This window comes from Neptunomonas sp. XY-337, assembly GCF_004959845.1.
Taxonomy (GTDB): Bacteria; Pseudomonadota; Gammaproteobacteria; order Pseudomonadales; family Balneatricaceae; genus Neptunomonas; species Neptunomonas marina.
In genome coordinates this window covers 630,345-646,902 of sequence record NZ_SPLL01000001.1, presented here as the reverse complement: position 1 = coordinate 646,902, position 16,558 = coordinate 630,345, and the positions used below count along the sequence as shown (strand labels likewise).

Below are 16,558 nucleotides of genomic sequence, written 5' to 3'. Positions count from 1 at the left end.
CTAAATGCGGGTGTTTTTGTTTTCAGTCCAGACAAATGGGCCGTGTATATGGTATTTTTGGGAATGTTTCTCATTATGATTTATGAGGTGTTATGCAAAGCCCAAAGTTCAGTTGGCAGTATATTTTTTCTATTGCAAAACAACACAAGCGTGAGCTGGCTTATGCCAACCTTGTTGCGATATTAGCGACGATTTTTTCGGTACCACTTCCGTTGCTAATGCCACTGCTTGTTGACGAAGTGTTGCTTGATACGCCTGGAACCCTGATTGCCACTATTAATCCATGGTTCCCAGAAAGTTGGCACGGCCCGATTTTATATATCTTTGCCATCTTCTTTATCACGGTCGTTTTAAGGGTGATCGCGCTGGCGCTTAATGTATGGCAGGGGCGGCAGTTCACCATCATCTCGAAAGATATTATTTTCCGTATGCGCAGCACTTTGCTGAAGCGTTTGGGCCGTATCTCAATGTCGGAGTACGAAACGCTGGGCAGTGGTGCCGTAAGTTCCCATTTTGTGACTGACTTGGATACCGTCGACCGCTTTGTCGGAAGTTCGGTTAGCCGCTTGTTGGTAGCCACCTTATCCATTCTTGGTACCGCGATCATCTTGCTATGGATGCATTGGCAGTTAGCGCTCTTCATCATGTTTTTGAACCCGGTAGTTATCTACTTTACAACGGTGATAGGGAAGCGCGTTAAAGAGCTCAAGAAGCATGAAAACAAAGCTTACGAGGTTTTTCAGGGGGCTTTAACCGAGACATTGGATGCGATCCAGCAGATTCGTGCCGGTAATCGCGAGCGACATTATCTAACGGGTCTGGTGAGTAAAGCACGCCAAGTACGCGATGATTCGTGTGCGTTTGAGTGGAAAAGTGATGCAGCGAGCCGTTTTAGCTTCTTGGTTTTCTTGGTTGGATTTGATCTGTTCCGTGCGGTATCGATGCTGATGGTGGTCTTCTCTGACCTGTCGGTTGGTGAGATGATGGCGGTCTTCGGCTACCTATGGTTTATGATGGGCCCCGTCCAAGAGGTACTCGGGATTCAGTATTCGTTCTATGGTGCAAAAGCCGCGCTAACGCGTTTAAACCGCTTAATCGAGCTTGATCAAGAGCCAGATTATCCCGCAACCACCAACCCGTTCACAGATCAGCCGACTGTTGGGGTCTCCATGCGGGATGTCCATTTCAGCTATGGAGATGGCACTGAAGTGCTGCGTGGTATTAACCTCTCCATCGCTGCAGGCCAGAAAATAGCGCTGGTGGGAGCAAGTGGCGGTGGTAAGTCGACACTGGTTCAGGTGTTGTTGGGGTTGTATACGCCAACTCGTGGTGAGATCCAATTCAATGGTGTCGCAACGCAAGAGATTGGTTTGCCGCTCATTCGCGATAACGTAGCCACCGTGTTGCAGCACCCTGCCTTATTTAACGGTACGGTGCGCAGCAATCTGTGCATGGGTGAAAGTTACACTGATACCCAGCTTTGGGAGGCACTAACCGTTGCGCAGTTGGCTGAATTTATCGATGGGCTTGATGGCGGACTGGACGCGGTAGTTGGGCGTCAAGGGGTGCGCCTGTCCGGAGGTCAGCGCCAGCGCTTGGCGATTGCTCGTATGGTGCTGTCGGATCCAAAACTCGTGATCTTGGATGAGGCGACATCGGCACTTGATACCGAAACCGAGCGTGCGTTACATAAAGCACTAGAGGCATTTTTAGCTGGTAGAACCACGATTATCGTTGCCCATCGTTTGAGTGCCGTGAAGCAGGCTGATCATGTGTATGTGTTTGAGGACGGACTCATCGCAGAAGAGGGTGGGCACGATGAGTTGATCGACTCTGATGGTCTCTATGCGCGACTTTATGGTCAGCATCAGGGAATTTAAACGGTGGTTTAGTAGTCTTAATCTGCAGGTATTAGATAGGTGGATAAGAAGATGAAGCAAATAAAAGCGGTATTACTCGCAGTCTCGGTGCTGGTGGTTGCAACGGGTTGTTCCTCGCAACGTTTGACAGGAGATACCTACAGCTATGGCGAAGCTCAGCGCGAGCAGCGGGTACGCTACGCTACGGTGATGTCGGTAACGCCGGTTGTGATTGAAGGTAAAGAGGGGGCAGTAGGCACCTTAACGGGTGCTGCTGTGGGTGGTATTGCAGGCAGCACCGTCGGTGGTGGTAGTGGTCGAGCTTTGGCAACGGTTATTGGATCGGTGGCAGGCGGTATCATCGGCGAAAAAGTGCAGAAGGATGCGACTCGCAAGCAAGGACAAGAGATCACGCTGCGCTTGCGTAGCGGTGATGTTGTGTCTGTCGTTCAAGAGGTGGGTGAGAGCGGTTATTTCCGCTCGGGCGATAACGTCCGCATACTAAAACGCGGCAGTGTCAGCCGTGTTGTATATTAGTATCGTTAAGATTTAAGCAGTCAGACAGAGGGAGAAGATTTCATGCGTTGTCATGAGGTTGATTACGAGATACTTGGCGCGGAGATGCAACTGGTTGAGGTTGAACTAGATCCGGGTGAAACAGTTGTTGCCGAGGCTGGTGCAATGACTTACATGGAAGAGGGCATTGGTTTTGAAACCCGTATGGGCGACGGCTCGGAGCCTGATCAAGGCCTAATGGGTAAGCTGTTTTCAGCAGGTAAGCGTATGGTAACAGGCGAATCTGTCTTTACGACGCACTTTACCAATAATGGTGTAGGAAAGCGCCGCGTATCCTTCTCTGCGCCCTATCCTGGCAACATTGTGCCGCTCGATATGGCGCAGATCGGAGGCCGTGTCACTTGCCAAAAAGATGCGTTCTTGTGCGCTGCGCTAGGGACTAAGATAGACATCACTTTCAACCGCCGTTTGGGGAGTGGTCTTTTCGGTGGTGAGGGCTTTATTTTGCAAACGCTCGAAGGCGATGGCATGGCGTTTATCCAAGCAGGCGGCACCGTGATTCGCAAAGAGCTAAATAACGAGACATTGCGTGTAGATACGGGCTGCTTGGTGGGCTTTTCCGGCCAAATTGATTATGACATCGAGCGTGCCGGTAGCCTCAAGTCAATGGTGTTCGGTGGTGAAGGCCTTTTCTTGGCTACATTGTCTGGTACTGGTACTGTGTGGTTGCAAAGCTTGCCATTCTCCCGCATGGCGGACCGTATCTTGGCTCATGCGCCATCAGCAGGTGGTAGCAGCCAAGGTGAAGGCTCGGTATTAGGCGGGATTGGCCGTATGCTTGATGGCGACCGATAAGTGCTATCTTGCCGCTTTAATAATAAAAAACCTCGCCTAGGCGAGGTTTTTTATTGAGCGATACTTTTTTAGCCACCTAAAGCTAAGTTAACGCAAACGTAGCCGACTAGACTCATCACGATGGTATATGGGAATGCCATAATGACCATGCGCCCATAGGAGAGGCGAATAAGCGGTGCCAGAGCCGACGTTAACAAGAACAAGAATGCCGCTTGCCCGTTAGGTGTTGCGACGCTTGGGATATTTGTTCCTGTGTTGATCGCAATAGCAAGAGCGTCGAAGTGTTCGCGCGTGATTGTGCCTGCGTTTAGCGCATCAACAACCTCATTGATATAGACCGTTGCTACGAATACGTTGTCACTGATGGCTGATAGCACACCATTTGCCACGAAGAAGAGGCCTGGCTGAGATGCTTCGTCCATCGCTAAGACCGCCGCAATAATAGGCTGGAAAAGGTGCTGCTCGTGGATCACCGATACCACCGCGAAGAATACAACTAGTAGTGCTGTGAAGGGCAGGGCTTCTTCAAAGGCTTTACCGATTTGATGCTCCTCAACAATACCGTTGAAAGCCGTTAAGAACACGATAATGACGAGCCCGATCAAACCTACAGCAGCTAGGTGCATCGCCAACGCGACGACAAGAAACACCGCAACGACAACTTGTACGGCTAACTGAGCCTTATCACGCGTACTGCGCTTACGATCTTCCTCTGCTGCGAAGTCTTCGAGGATATAGCGCACGCTATCAGGAAGTTGAGAGCCGTAGCCGAAAAGCTTCAGCTTCTCGAGCATAAAGCACGTTACCAAGCCTGCGATCAATACAGGCATGGTAATTGGAGCCATCAAGACAAAGAACTCGACGAAATCCCAGCCCGCTTTTTGTGCGATCAACAGGTTCTGTGGCTCTCCTACAAGTGTACACACACCACCCAACGCAGTACCGACAGCACCGTGCATTAGCAAGCTGCGTAGGAACGCGCGGAAGTCCTCTAAGTCTTTGCGTTTATCAACCTCGACGCCATCGTCATTCGCATGGTCGTGTTCGGAGCTATTCTTTTTTCCTGAGGCTACTCGGTGGTATACCGCATAAAAACCGACGCAAACGCTAATAAGAACTGCGGTCACAGTTAGTGCATCTAAGAAAGCTGATAAAACCGCCGCAGATAATGAAAAGAGTAAAGATAGTAACGACTTGGAGCGAACTTTAAGTAGGATCTTAGTAAAAATCCAAAGCAGCATGCTCTTCATAAAGTAGATGCCTGCTACCATAAACATCAGGAGCAGAAGAACCTCGAGGTTGCCGCTGACTTCATGGTAAACCGACTCAGGTGATGCAAGGCCGATCGCTACGGCCTCGATGGCGAGTAGGCCACCAGGTTGCAGGGGGTAGCACTTGAGTGCCAAAGCGAGGGTGAAGATAAATTCAAAAATGAGAATCCAGCCGGTAACAGCTGGGCCTGCAACAAACAGCAAGATAGGGTTGAGGATGAGGAAGCCAATTATGGCCTGCTTATACCAAACAGGAGAATTTCCGAGGAAATTCTGCATAATTGCCTGCGGGAAAGAGATTGTCATTGGTTGTATTCCTTTATCTGACCTCCCCTCGCTTATGGGGTCAGGGTACTCAGCAGTGGATAATGCAAAATGCGGGAAAACGAAATTTTATTATTAAGCGTTGTTTTCGGCAGCATGATAAACAATAAGTGATGATTTGTGTGCTTTGTGTGGTCTATTTTACTAAATTTTTGCTCTATAGTAGGTAGTTTCATTAATTTCTGAAAACTTATTATAGTATCTTTTGTAGGGGAATTGTGTGAAAAATTTCGTGCTGGTTGGCTATCATGGTGCACTTATCGGTATTGAAAACCGGCCTTATCTTGATGATAGTGGCTTGGCTAATCAGCAAATTGAAGCGAGCTATCCGGTCGGTGAGCGCGATGGAGTTGCAGTCACTCTCGCTATTGTTAGCGACCCTTTACCTGAGGCTTATCAACCCATTCAGATGCGCCAAGTATTAGCACAAGCTCAGGATCAGACAGAGTATATGTTGCTCTCGAGGGCTGTGCAGTTAGTCACTTGGCATAGTCATCATCAATTCTGTGGACGCTGCGGCACCAAGACTGAGCACCATGTGAAGGATCTCGCGAAGCATTGCCCTGTTTGTAAGCTCGTCCATTACCCGCGCATTTCGCCATGCATTATCGTGTTAGTGGTTGATGGTGAACGATGCTTACTGGCTCGCTCTCCGCACTTTCCGCCGGGGCGTTTAAGTACATTGGCAGGGTTTATTGAAGCTGGTGAATCGGCTGAAGCGGCGGTGCACCGTGAAGTGCGCGAAGAGGTCGGCATTGAAGTTAAGAATGTCCGCTACATGGAAAGCCAATCTTGGCCGTTTCCACACTCACTGATGCTCGGCTTTATCGCTGACTACGATTCAGGTGAGTTGGCGCCGGATGGTATCGAAATTGAGGAGGCGCATTGGTTCACGCGTGAAACGCTACCTGATCTGCCTCCTTCGTTCGCTATCTCATATAAACTGATCGAGCGCTTCATCAAAGGGGAGGTTTAGCCTAGCGCCGGAATAGTTTGCCTAGCTTCGTGGCTAACATAACATTGCCTTCGGCACGAAGCTGGCCTTTCAAAAAGGCACCCATACCGTCTTGCTCACCGTTTACAACGCGAATAAAAGTGTCTGCGTCCGTAATCAAGGTAACGTTTGGGTCAGGATGCTCGCCTTTTTCCGTGCGGCACTGACCATCTCTTATCTCGATATAAAAGTCGGTGCTGTCATCCAGCATAAATTGAAAAACAGTCTCTAGATCTTGAGCAGCATCGGCTTGAAAGCGATGAGGCAACTTCTCGATGACTTTATCTACAGTGATATCGCTCATGGGGTCTCTTGGGGTCCTTAGGCGGTTGCTGAGTAGGCGTATTATGTTACATTAGCTCGCTTCAAGCTGAGAACTCTTTCTGGAGAAATAACTTGTCCGACTTTTTCTTTGAATATGGCCTTTTTTTAGCGAAGGCGATCACTGTTCTAATCACTATTCTGCTGATCGTTGTAGGTGTTGGCGTGCTGGGTGGTCGTAATAAGCGCGATGCATCAGAAGGTGAGGTAGAGCTGACATCATTGAACGATCAGTTTGATGATATGAAGGACGCCATCGAAGCTGCCGTGCTTGATCGTGAGGCTTACAAGCAGCTCGCCAAAGAGCAGAAAAAGAAGGATAAAGAAGAGAGCAAGAAACGTAAAAAGACGCTGAAGCAAGGCAGTATGCCTGAGTCGGCGGAGCGTAAGCGTGTTTATGTTTTGGATTTTGATGGTGACATCAAAGCATCTGAAGTGGATCCGCTACGTGAGGAGATTTCGGCGGTGCTAACGTTTGCGCGCCCTGAAGATGAAGTGGTGATTCGCCTTGAAAGTGGCGGCGGATTGGTACACACCTATGGTTTGGCTGCATCGCAGTTGGAGCGCATTAAAGCGCGTAATATTCCACTGACTGTTTGTGTTGATGAGGTCGCGGCTAGTGGTGGCTATATGATGGCGTGCTTGGCAGATAAGCTGCTGGCGGCTCCGTTTGCCATTGTCGGCTCGATTGGCGTTGTGGCGCAGCTACCTAACTTCCACCGCCTATTACAAAAACATGATGTTGACTATGAGATGTTCACCGCGGGTGAGTACAAGCGCACAGTCACTATGTTTGGTGAAAACACCGAAAAGGGTAAAGAAAAGTTCATCGAAGAGCTTGAAGATACGCACGCGCTGTTTAAAGAGTTTGTGAGCCAGTATCGTCCGCAACTAGATATCGAAAAAGTCGCCACCGGTGAAGTATGGTTTGGCAAGCGTGCTCTGGCTGAGCAGTTGGTGGATGAGCTAACAACGAGCGACGATTACCTGATGAAAGCGTGCGAAGAATCTGATGTATACCGCGTACGTTACGAGGTCAAAAAGACGTTGCAAGAGCGCATCAGTGACATGACGATTAAAACAGCAGACGGCCTTTTTACTAAAGCATTGTCGCGTCTTGCTAACAGTCGTTTTATCTCTCGCTAGCTATTGAATTCACAGGAAATCTATTAATAGTTGCTTGCTTGGATTAATTCCTTTCTAATAGTGGTGTTTCAAACACGTTCGAAAGGAGGCGAGGGTTGCAGCAATCGAAAACGGCTCGGCAAATACAGAAGGCCGCAGAAGCATTATTTGCCGAACAAGGGTTCAGTGAAACAACAATGCGGCAGATCACCACAGCTGCGAAAGTGAATTTGGCAGCTGTGAACTATCACTTTGGCTCAAAGCAGGGACTGATTGAGTCAGTGGCTGATAAATACGTAGCGCCGTTTGTGGGCTACCTACAAGATGCTGTCTGTACAACGCGCTACACCCATCAGGGCACCACGGTTGCTACCGAAGAGCTGCTCGAGATGCTCATGCGTGCGCTGCTCAAAGTGCACCAAACTAACGGCCATGCCTTAGCTATCTTCTCTAGGCTGCTCGATCTCTCCTATGCGCCAGGCCAAGACGAATTTCGAGAGTTTCTTACCTCAAAGTACCGTGAGAGCTTGGACGACTTTATTCTGCTGCTTCGTCAAGACGCCGCACCGATGCATGATGACGAGTTCTTCTGGCGAATCCACTTCTTATTAGGCTCCATGATCTTTACTTTGAATAACTACCGAGTTTTAGCCGGCCTCGGCGGCTCAAAAGACGCTGAAGACATCGAAGTTGAGCGAGTCTTACATCGTATGATCCCTGTTTTAACGGCTGGATTTCTCGCGCGGCCAGAGAGCACGTTTGTTAGCCGTATCTAATGTATATCCGAATTTCGATCCCTACCCAAACGCTAACGCTGGTGCTAAATGAGCGTTCGGTTCTAACGTTTCCTGTCTCAACGGCCCTAAATGGTGCAGGCGAGCAAAATGGTAGTGGTTGCACGCCGCGTGGCGCACATATTATTCGGGCTAAAATTGGCGCGCAAATGCCAGAGGGAGCGGTTTTCGTAGGCCGCCGTTTTACCGAAGAGGTTTATTCTGAAGCGCTGGCTGAGCAGTTCCCAAAGCGAGATTGGATTCTAACGCGGATTTTATGGCTGAGTGGCACCGAGGTTGGCTTCAACCGTTTGCAAAACTGCGACACGATGCGCCGTTACATATACCTGCATGGCACGCCAGACAGCGAGCCGATGGGTGTGCCGCTATCCCATGGCTGTATCAGGATGCGCAACGCCGATATCATCACACTTTTTGACTTGGTGCCCGTAGGTACTGAAGTTTTTATTGAGGAGTAACTATGCCTGCCGGACGTTTAATGTTGGATCTCGTTGGTACAGAGATCGCACCCCGCGAACGTGAACTCTTAGCTCACCCCGAAGTCGGCGGCTTAATTTTATTTACGCGTAACTATTCGAGCCCAGCGCAGCTGAAGGCTTTGGTTGATGACATCCGCAACATTGCTCCCGACATATTGATCGCGGTTGACCATGAAGGCGGGCGCGTGCAGCGTTTTCGCGACGGATTTGTACGGATTCCGCCAATGACTGCTGTCGCGCGCTTATGGCAGCAAGATCAAGCGGCAGGGTGTGCCGCCGCAAAAGAGCTGGCTTGGCTGATGGCGATTGAGCTAACCCAGCTTGATATCGATATCAGCTTTGCGCCAGTGCTTGATCTGGATTGGGGGCGCAGTGAAATTATTGGTGATCGCGCGTTTGGTGATAACCCGGAGCAGGTCATTGTGCTAACTACTGCGTTTATAGCGGGTATGAAGGAAGCAGGCATGGCGTCTACAGGCAAGCACTTCCCGGGACATGGCTGGGTTGTGGCCGACTCGCATTTAGATATCCCGCGCGATGAGCGTTCACTCGAGCAGTTGCGCGGTGCCGATCTTGTTCCGTTTGGTGCATTGGTGGATGCAGGTATGGAAGCTGTCATGCCTGCTCATGTGATCTACGAGCAGGTGGATCAGAACACTGCTGGGTTCTCGCAGTTTTGGCTGCAAGAAGTGCTCAGGGGGGAGATGGGTTTTGATGGTGTGATCTTCAGCGATGATCTCACCATGGAGGGCGCGCGCGTTGCTGGTGATTATCCATCCCGTGCCAAAGCTGCACTAGAGGCGGGTTGTGACATGGTATTGGTATGTAACAACCCAGAAGCTGCAGTCGAGGTGCTTGATTACCTGCAGGAAAACCCAGACGCTAGCCCTGCCAGCCGTATTGCTCGTATGCGTTACCAACCTGCGTTGGCAGTAAAAGATGAGAGCCGTTATAGACGCGCCAAGGCGATAGCGGCGAGCCTATTGGATTGATCGCGAGATTTTCTGTTTGCAAAGGAGTGAAACATGGATGCTGATGCAAAAGCGATACTGAACACTGTGACCACTTGGTTAGTCGATAACCTAGCGCTTGGACAGGAAAATAGTTGGGTTTTGAGTGTGTTTGTCGTCATTTTGACCACGTCGATTGTCGCGCTCTTTGTTAAAAAGTTCTTCTTTAAGCTTGCCCAACAACTCCTGAGAACCCGCAATGTGTGGGATGACTTGCTAGTGGAGGCTGCACGCCGCCCTGCAGTGATGTTGGTCTGGGTGTTAGGCGGTAGCTGGGCCATTGATATCATCGATGCTAAAACGGGTACGGTACTGCTCGATATTATCGATCCGCTACGTAAAGTGGCGGTTATTGTACTGATCGGTTGGTTCTTGGTGCGTTTCGTTAAGCGCGCAGAAACCGCATTGATTGACCCTCAGGGTATCGATACTTCGATGGATGAAACCACTGTTTCCGCGATTGGTAAGCTTATTCGCCTAGCGCTGGTGGTCACAATCGCATTAGTGGTGTTGCAGAGCTTCGGATATAGTATTTCTGGTGTCTTGGCATTTGGTGGTATTGGCGGTTTGGCGGTAGGTTTTGCAGCAAAGGATCTGCTGGCAAACTTCTTTGGCGGTTTGATGATCTATCTCGATCGACCATTCAAAGTAGGAGACTGGGTGCGTTCGCCCGACCAAAATATCGAGGGTACGGTCGAAGATATTGGTTGGCGCCTCACACGAATCAGAACCTTTGATCAGCGGCCGCTCTATGTGCCTAACGCTACCTTCACAAGTATCTCTGTGGAAAACCCATCGCGAATGAAAAACCGCCGCATCTACGAGACGGTTGGCGTGCGCTATTGTGATGTTACGCGGATTCAGGCCATCGTGTCTGATGTAAAGACGATGTTACAGAACCATCCCGAGATCGATACGCGCCAGACTCTGATCGTCAACCTCAATCAGTTTTCCCCTTCATCACTGGACTTCTTCGTTTACACGTTCACGAAAACCACAAACTGGGTGAAGTACCACGAGGTAAAGCAGGATGTGCTGTTACAAATTATGGCGATTGTTGAAGGGCACGACGCTGAAGTTGCATTCCCAACACAAACGCTACATGTTGAGGGGGTTTCGCAGGCTCAGGCATTATCGTTAGAGCGGGCTGATATTCAGCAGTAATAAAAAAGCCAGCGAATTCGCTGGCTTTTTTGTGTCTGATGTTCAACTCAGTTTAGCGGTACGGCGTATACAACCATGCCAAATAACGGGTGATCGATATAGTGGGCTTCTTTGGAGCGCATACGACGCGGAAGATCTAACGTGGTCGTGATCATTTGTGTTGACCCATCTGCCATCACAACATTTCGACGCAGTTGAAGGTTAGGTTTGAAGTGAAGATAGCGGCCGCGATCCACAGTGATAGCGCCTTCTACTTCATAGAATCCATCTGGCATTACCGAGCCCGCTCGAATGGCAACCGGCTTGGAGTTGCGGCTTTTAAGCACCGGTTGAGACCATGAACCGTGGTACAGGATGCGATGCCCGGCAGCGTTTTCGATACGGCGGCTGGTGGATTTTAAAAAGAAGCTGGCAGGTGAGCGCTCGCGGTAGCCGCTATCTGTAAGACTAAACCCTGACGCAGGTGTTTGCTGTGGTGCCGGCCACAGCTCATCAGTCATGCTGCTGTCGCGGCTGAAAATGATCACTTCAATGCCGTAGTATGTTGCCGCGCTGGCGGTTGCGCTAGCTAAGAGAAGTAGTGCAACCGTAATGCTGTGAATTAGAGTTCTCATCCGTTTACCTTGCCGAGTTCCTTAAGTAACGACTCAACGGCTGCGAAGCGCTGTTCTGAGTCATCCATATCGAGCGAGAAGCGCAGTTGGCTAGCGCCTTCGAGCTTATATTTTTGTGGTTGTTTTTGCACCAGAGTGACGAGCGTGAACGGATCCACTTTGGGGTCACTGTCGAACTCGATTCTGCCGCTCTTTGAGCCAGCTTCCAGTTTAATGATGCCCAATGCATCCGCCAAGAGTTTTAACGAAGTTAGCCTGAACAGGTTCTTAGTTGCATTAGGGAGCATTCCAAAGCGGTCGATCATCTCGATCTGTAGCTCTTTCAACTCAGCATCGGTTGCTGCGCTGGCGATCCGTTTATACATGATCAGGCGGTTGTGAACATCCGGGAGGTAATCGTCGGGGATTAGTGCCGGAAGTTGTAAATTAACCTCTGAGCCATGCTGCAGAGGCTTATCCATATTGGGTGTTTTGCCCTCTTTGATCGACTGTATGGCGTCCTCTAACATCTCCATGTAAAGCGTAAAACCGATGCCTTGAATCTGGCCGCTTTGCTCTTCACCAAGCAGTTCGCCTGCGCCGCGGATCTCTAGGTCGTGTGTTGCCAGTGTGAAGCCGGCACCGAGATCTTCTGCTTGTGCGATCGCTTCAAGGCGTTTTTTTGCATCGCTGGAGATGCTTTTCGGGTGTGGTGTCAGCATGTAAGCATAGGCCTGGTGGTGGGAACGCCCCACACGGCCACGCAGCTGATGCAGTTGTGCTAAGCCAAACTTGTCGGCGCGGTCAATGATAATGGTGTTGGCGTTCGGGACATCGATCCCGGTTTCAATGATCGTGGTGCACAACAAAATATTGTGCCGCTTGTGGTAGAAGTCTGACATCACTTGTTCAAGTTCACGCTCACGCATCTGACCGTGACCAACGCCAATGCGTGCTTCGGGGACAAGCTCACGCAGGGTCTCAGCGGTTTTCTCGATCGATTTGACCTCGTTGTGAAGGTAGTAAACCTGCCCGCCGCGCAGCAGTTCACGCAAGATGGCTTCTTTCACGATGGCAGGGTCGCTCTCGCGGACAAACGTCTTAACGGCTAAGCGTCGTGCGGGCGGTGTGGCGATAATCGAGAGATCGCGCATACCAGACATGGCCATGTTTAGCGTGCGTGGAATAGGGGTGGCGGTCATTGTGAGGATATCAACCTCCGAGCGCAGTGACTTTAGGCGCTCCTTTTGTTGGACACCAAATCGGTGTTCCTCATCAATGATCACTAAGCCCAGATTTTTAAACTGGACGCTCGATTGGAGTAGCTTGTGGGTGCCCACAATAATGTCGATCTGACCATCATGCAGTTTTTGGATAACGGCATCTTGCTGCTTAGCGGTTCTAAAGCGTGAAATAAGCTCAACGTTTACGGGCCAATCAGCAAAGCGGTCGCGGAAGTTCTCGAAATGTTGCTGGGCAAGCAGTGTTGTTGGAACAAGCACAGCTACTTGTTTATTGGAGGCTGCCGCCATAAACGCTGCACGCATTGCCACTTCGGTTTTGCCGAAACCGACATCACCACATACGAGGCGATCCATCGGCTGTGCAGAGGTCATGTCGCGTAATACGGCTTGGATGGCAAGGTCTTGATCAGGTGTTTCTTCGAACGGGAAGCCAGCCGCAAACTGAGCATAACTTTGGTCTGGATCAGCAAAGCTGAAGCCTTTTCGCGCAGCTCGGCGAGCGTAGATGTCGAGCAGTTCGGCTGCCGTATCACGAATCTTCTCAGCCGCTTTTTGGCGAGCTTTGCTCCATTGCTCAGTGCCAAGTTTGTGTAGCGGGGCAAGCTCGTCCGTGGCGCCCGAGTAGCGGCTAATAAGGTGAAGTGACGAGACTGGTACATAAAGTTTTGAATCATTCGCATAAGAGAGTGCGACAAACTCGTTAGCTTGGCCGTCTAGCTCGATCGTTTGCAAGCCGATGTAGCGCCCAACGCCGTGATCGACGTGGACTACCGGCGCGCCAACAGCAAGCTCGGCAAGGTTGCGAACAACCAGATCAGATTGGTCTTTTTCTCGGGTTCGGCGGCGGCTTTGGAATACTTGCTGACCGAATAGCTGGGGTTCGACAATCACCTGTACGATACCCGGCAGGTGTAGCCCCCTGCTGAGTGGGAACACAGTTAGGAGCGGCGATTGGTCGCTCTCTTGGCACGCTTGCCATGACTCGCACACGGTCGGTGTGATATCAGCGCGCTTGAGTAGCTCAAGCAACGCTTCCCGGCGCCCGGCGGACTCGGCGCAGAAAATCACTTTCTCGCCTTTATTGTGCTTAAGGTTTGCCTCCAATGCCGCCAGTGGCGTGGCGGATTGTGCATTAACTGACAGCTCTTCCGACTTCTTGCAGGCGAGGTTGGTGTGTCCGGCAGTGTCCGGTTGTGCGTCTTGAAACGTTTGTAGACGGAAAAACTGCTTCAGTGCACTGAAAAACTCCTCTTGTGGTAAGAAGATCTCCAGTGGTGCCAGTATTGGGCGCTCGATATCGTGACGGCGGTCTTCATATCGGCTCTCGGCATCCGCCCAAAATGTCTTCAGTGATGTTTCTAAGTTGCCTTCGCTAATCACAAGACTGTTGTTCGGTAAATAGTCGAAGAGCGTTGCAGTGTCGCTGAAGAAAAGCGGCAGGTAGTATTCGATACCCGGCGGAGCGAAGCCGTTGTTGACATCACTGTATGTTGGGCAGCGGCGATGATCCACATCAAACGCCTCGCGCCAAGCTTGTTTAAAGCGAGAGATCGCGGCAGGTGTCAGCGGAAACTCACGCGCGGGCAGTAAGCGGATGTTATCTATCTTGTCTATCGAGCGCTGCGATTCAGGGTCGAAGGTGCGCAGTGTATCGATCTCATCATCAAATAGGTCGATACGATAGGGCGTGTCTGAACCCATCGGGAAAAGGTCAATGATCGAGCCGCGGATCGCGAATTCGCCGTGCTCGAAAACAGTCTCTACGGCGCGGTAGCCGGCGTTGCTTAACGAAGTTCGTAGTGCATCTATGTCGAGCTGCTGGCCAGTATCTAGCATAAGTGTGTGGCCAGCCAGAAACTCGCTGGGCGCGATGCGGTGCAGCAGGGTGCTCACTGGGACAATAACTATGCCCTGCTTGAGCTGCTGTAATCGATGCAGAGTGCTAATGCGAGCCGATGTGATGTCTTGGTGCGGGGAGAAGGTGTCGTATGGCAGCGTTTCCCAGTCAGGGAAGGGCAGAATTTCAAGCGATTCCCCAGCGTAGAAGCGGATCTCGGCCTCTAGCAACGCGGCTGATTCACTATTTTGTGTGATTACCAGCGTCGGGGCGGCGTGCTTGCTTGCGGCTTGTGCAACTAATAAGCCTATGGCGCTATCGTGAACTTGACCGACCCATTTCGTATCCCCTGCTTTTTGCGGTAAGGGAAAGTTGAGTTGTGTCACGGACATACTCCTTTTCATCACAGTTATCAGCGGTTGCGTATGTTACCTGTTGTGGCTTAAAAGAGATATAAGTCGCTGATTTCTGACACTGCTAAAGTCTAGAAGGCCCCGATTTGCCCGGAGAGTCAGAAAAGAGGATAATACGCCGCAGTTTTTTATACTGACGTAAATGTTGGAGATAACCGTGAGCCAAGACCAAGTATTCGCTGATTGGAAAGACCGCGAAGCAACCGCTGAAGCAATGATTCCTATGATCGGCAGCCTTTACCGTGACCGCAATATTGAGACATCCGTTTACGGTAGGCTCATCGTTAAGCGTTCTGTTATTGACGTACTAAAAGCACACCGCTTTGCGCGTCAAGTTGAAGCACAAGAGCTGACTGTAAAAGATACTTACCCAGTTCTTGAAGCGCTGCAGAAGCTAGACGTAAACACAGCTCACGTTGATATCGGTAAATTAGCTGTTAAATATTCCAAAGAAGCGAATGGCCGCTCAATGGAAGATTTTTTGGCTGAAGAGTTGGCTCCAGTTATTGGTACAGGCTCTCGTGAAGGTACTGATGTCGTACTTTACGGTTTCGGTCGCATTGGTCGCTTGCTGGCGCGCTTGTTGATCGAGCGTACAGGTGGCGGTCAGTCGCTGCGTCTGCGTGCTATCGTAGTACGTAAGGGTAAAGCGGCGAACGATCTTGAGAAGCGTGCTAGCTTACTGCGTCGTGATTCAGTGCACGGTTCTTTCAAGGGTACTATCCAAGTCGATGAAGAGCGTAATTTGCTGATCGTAAACGGCAACCCAATTCAGGTTATCTTCTCTGATGGTCCTGATCAGGTTGACTACGAAGCATACGGTATCTCCAATGCGCTCGTCATCGATAACACGGGTATCTGGCGTGACCAAGAAGGCTTGTCTCTTCACCTGAAATCTAAGGGTGTTGCGCGCGCATTGCTGACAGCTCCTGGTAAGGGTATGAAGAACATCGTTATGGGTGTAAACCATCACGATTTCGATGATGAAGATCGCGTGCTATCTGCCGCTTCTTGCACAACAAACGCTATTACGCCGGTTCTTAAGGCAGTCAATGAGCGTTTTGGTGTGGCTAACGGCCACGTTGAGACTGTTCACGCATACACTAACGACCAGAACTTGATCGATAATTACCATAAAGGTGATCGCCGTGGTCGTGCTGCTGGCTTGAACATGGTTCTGACGGAAACGGGTGCTGCGAAGGCGGTTTCTAAAGCACTTCCAGCAATGGAAGGTAAACTGACGGGTAACGCAATCCGTGTACCAACGCCAAACGTTTCTATGGCGATTCTTAACCTGAATCTTGAAAAAGAAACGAACAAAGAAGAGCTAAACGAGTACCTGCGCGAAGTTGCCCTGCACTCTCCATTGCAAAAGCAGATCGACTACAGCAACTCTCCAGAAGCAGTTTCTTCTGATTTTGTTGGTTCGCGTGCGGCAGGTGTTGTTGATGCGCTAGCAACAATCGTGAACGGAAATCGTTGTGTATTGTACGTTTGGTACGATAACGAGTTCGGTTATAGCTGCCAGGTTATTCGTATGGCGCAAAAAATGGCGAACGTGACTCTACCGGCGTTCCCGAAAGCGAAAAAGAATGGCTAACTTGCTGTTTTAAAAGAAAAGGGCTGCATAATGCAGCCCTTTTTTGTGGGCTCTCTCTAGGCTGTTGGTCATATTCTCACCAAGTACGAAGCTGATACTTCCCCAAAAAAATAAAAAAAGCGCGCTAATCACAATGTCGCAACAATTTTAAGGTGACAC

The 16,558-nt window shown here is 50.2% G+C and carries 14 protein-coding genes; 10 read left to right on the top strand and 4 right to left on the bottom strand.

Annotated elements, in window-relative coordinates; genetic code table 11:
- Positions 1-92 precede the first annotated feature (92 nt).
- Genes E4L36_RS03265 through E4L36_RS03255 form a run of 3 tightly spaced genes read left to right on the top strand, consistent with a single transcriptional unit; the run spans position 93 to position 3,230 of the window.
- On the top strand, positions 93-1,880 hold the full coding sequence (locus E4L36_RS03265; RefSeq protein WP_136679189.1) for an ABC transporter ATP-binding protein: 1,788 nt from the start codon (positions 93-95) through the stop codon (positions 1,878-1,880).
- Between the two features lie 51 nt (positions 1,881-1,931).
- Positions 1,932-2,396 (top strand): glycine zipper 2TM domain-containing protein, encoded by a 465-nt coding sequence (locus E4L36_RS03260; protein ID WP_127692657.1) that lies wholly within the window; start codon positions 1,932-1,934, stop codon positions 2,394-2,396.
- Between the two features lie 42 nt (positions 2,397-2,438).
- On the top strand, positions 2,439-3,230 hold the full coding sequence (locus E4L36_RS03255; RefSeq protein ID WP_127692658.1) for a TIGR00266 family protein: 792 nt from the start codon (positions 2,439-2,441) through the stop codon (positions 3,228-3,230).
- 68 nt (positions 3,231-3,298) lie between these two features.
- Here E4L36_RS03255 and nhaB read toward each other — a convergent pair whose 3' ends face one another.
- A complete protein-coding gene (gene nhaB, locus E4L36_RS03250) occupies positions 3,299-4,807 on the bottom strand; it encodes a sodium/proton antiporter NhaB (protein WP_136679188.1) in 1,509 nt (502 codons plus the stop codon).
- A 238-nt stretch (positions 4,808-5,045) separates the two neighbouring features.
- Here nhaB and nudC point away from each other — a divergent pair, with 238 nt between their 5' ends.
- Positions 5,046-5,801: an NAD(+) diphosphatase gene (gene nudC, locus E4L36_RS03245; RefSeq protein WP_136679187.1), complete on the top strand. Its 756-nt coding sequence runs from the start codon at positions 5,046-5,048 to the stop codon at positions 5,799-5,801.
- 1 nt (position 5,802) lies between these two features.
- Here the strand turns inward: nudC and E4L36_RS03240 are convergent, their stop codons facing one another.
- Positions 5,803-6,123 carry an SCP2 sterol-binding domain-containing protein gene (locus E4L36_RS03240; RefSeq protein ID WP_206064490.1) on the bottom strand — a complete coding sequence of 107 codons (321 nt, stop codon included), beginning with the start codon at positions 6,121-6,123 and terminating at the stop codon, positions 5,803-5,805.
- 92 nt (positions 6,124-6,215) lie between these two features.
- Here E4L36_RS03240 and sohB point away from each other — a divergent pair, with 92 nt between their 5' ends.
- The 5 genes from sohB to E4L36_RS03215 all read left to right on the top strand — a co-directional run bounded on the left by sohB (position 6,216) and on the right by E4L36_RS03215 (position 10,712).
- A complete protein-coding gene (gene sohB, locus E4L36_RS03235; protein ID WP_127692661.1) occupies positions 6,216-7,286 on the top strand; it encodes a protease SohB in 1,071 nt (356 codons plus the stop codon).
- A 95-nt stretch (positions 7,287-7,381) separates the two neighbouring features.
- A complete protein-coding gene (locus E4L36_RS03230; protein WP_136679186.1) occupies positions 7,382-8,041 on the top strand; it encodes a TetR/AcrR family transcriptional regulator in 660 nt (219 codons plus the stop codon).
- Positions 8,041-8,517 carry a L,D-transpeptidase gene (locus E4L36_RS03225; protein ID WP_136679185.1) on the top strand — a complete coding sequence of 159 codons (477 nt, stop codon included), beginning with the start codon at positions 8,041-8,043 and terminating at the stop codon, positions 8,515-8,517. The genes E4L36_RS03230 and E4L36_RS03225 overlap by 1 nt, the downstream gene beginning before the upstream one ends.
- 2 nt (positions 8,518-8,519) lie before the next feature.
- Positions 8,520-9,530, top strand: coding sequence for a beta-N-acetylhexosaminidase (gene nagZ / locus E4L36_RS03220; protein ID WP_240770660.1), 1,011 nt, complete (start codon positions 8,520-8,522; stop codon positions 9,528-9,530).
- Between the two features lie 33 nt (positions 9,531-9,563).
- Complete coding sequence (locus E4L36_RS03215; protein WP_136679184.1) at positions 9,564-10,712, top strand: mechanosensitive ion channel family protein; 1,149 nt, start codon at positions 9,564-9,566, stop codon at positions 10,710-10,712.
- A 47-nt stretch (positions 10,713-10,759) separates the two neighbouring features.
- On the opposite strand, the gene E4L36_RS03210 is transcribed toward E4L36_RS03215, so the two are convergent.
- Together E4L36_RS03210 and mfd are read right to left on the bottom strand one after the other, a co-directional pair.
- Entirely contained in the window at positions 10,760-11,326 is a 567-nt protein-coding gene (locus E4L36_RS03210) for a CsiV family protein (protein ID WP_136679183.1), read from the bottom strand.
- Complete coding sequence (gene mfd, locus E4L36_RS03205; RefSeq protein WP_136679182.1) at positions 11,323-14,778, bottom strand: transcription-repair coupling factor; 3,456 nt, start codon at positions 14,776-14,778, stop codon at positions 11,323-11,325. Before mfd ends, E4L36_RS03210 begins: the two co-directional genes overlap by 4 nt.
- A gap of 178 nt (positions 14,779-14,956) precedes the next feature.
- Between mfd and E4L36_RS03200 the strand changes: the two genes are divergently transcribed.
- Positions 14,957-16,399 carry a glyceraldehyde-3-phosphate dehydrogenase gene (locus tag E4L36_RS03200; RefSeq protein ID WP_136679181.1) on the top strand — a complete coding sequence of 481 codons (1,443 nt, stop codon included), beginning with the start codon at positions 14,957-14,959 and terminating at the stop codon, positions 16,397-16,399.
- The last annotated feature ends 159 nt before the right edge of the window (positions 16,400-16,558 follow it).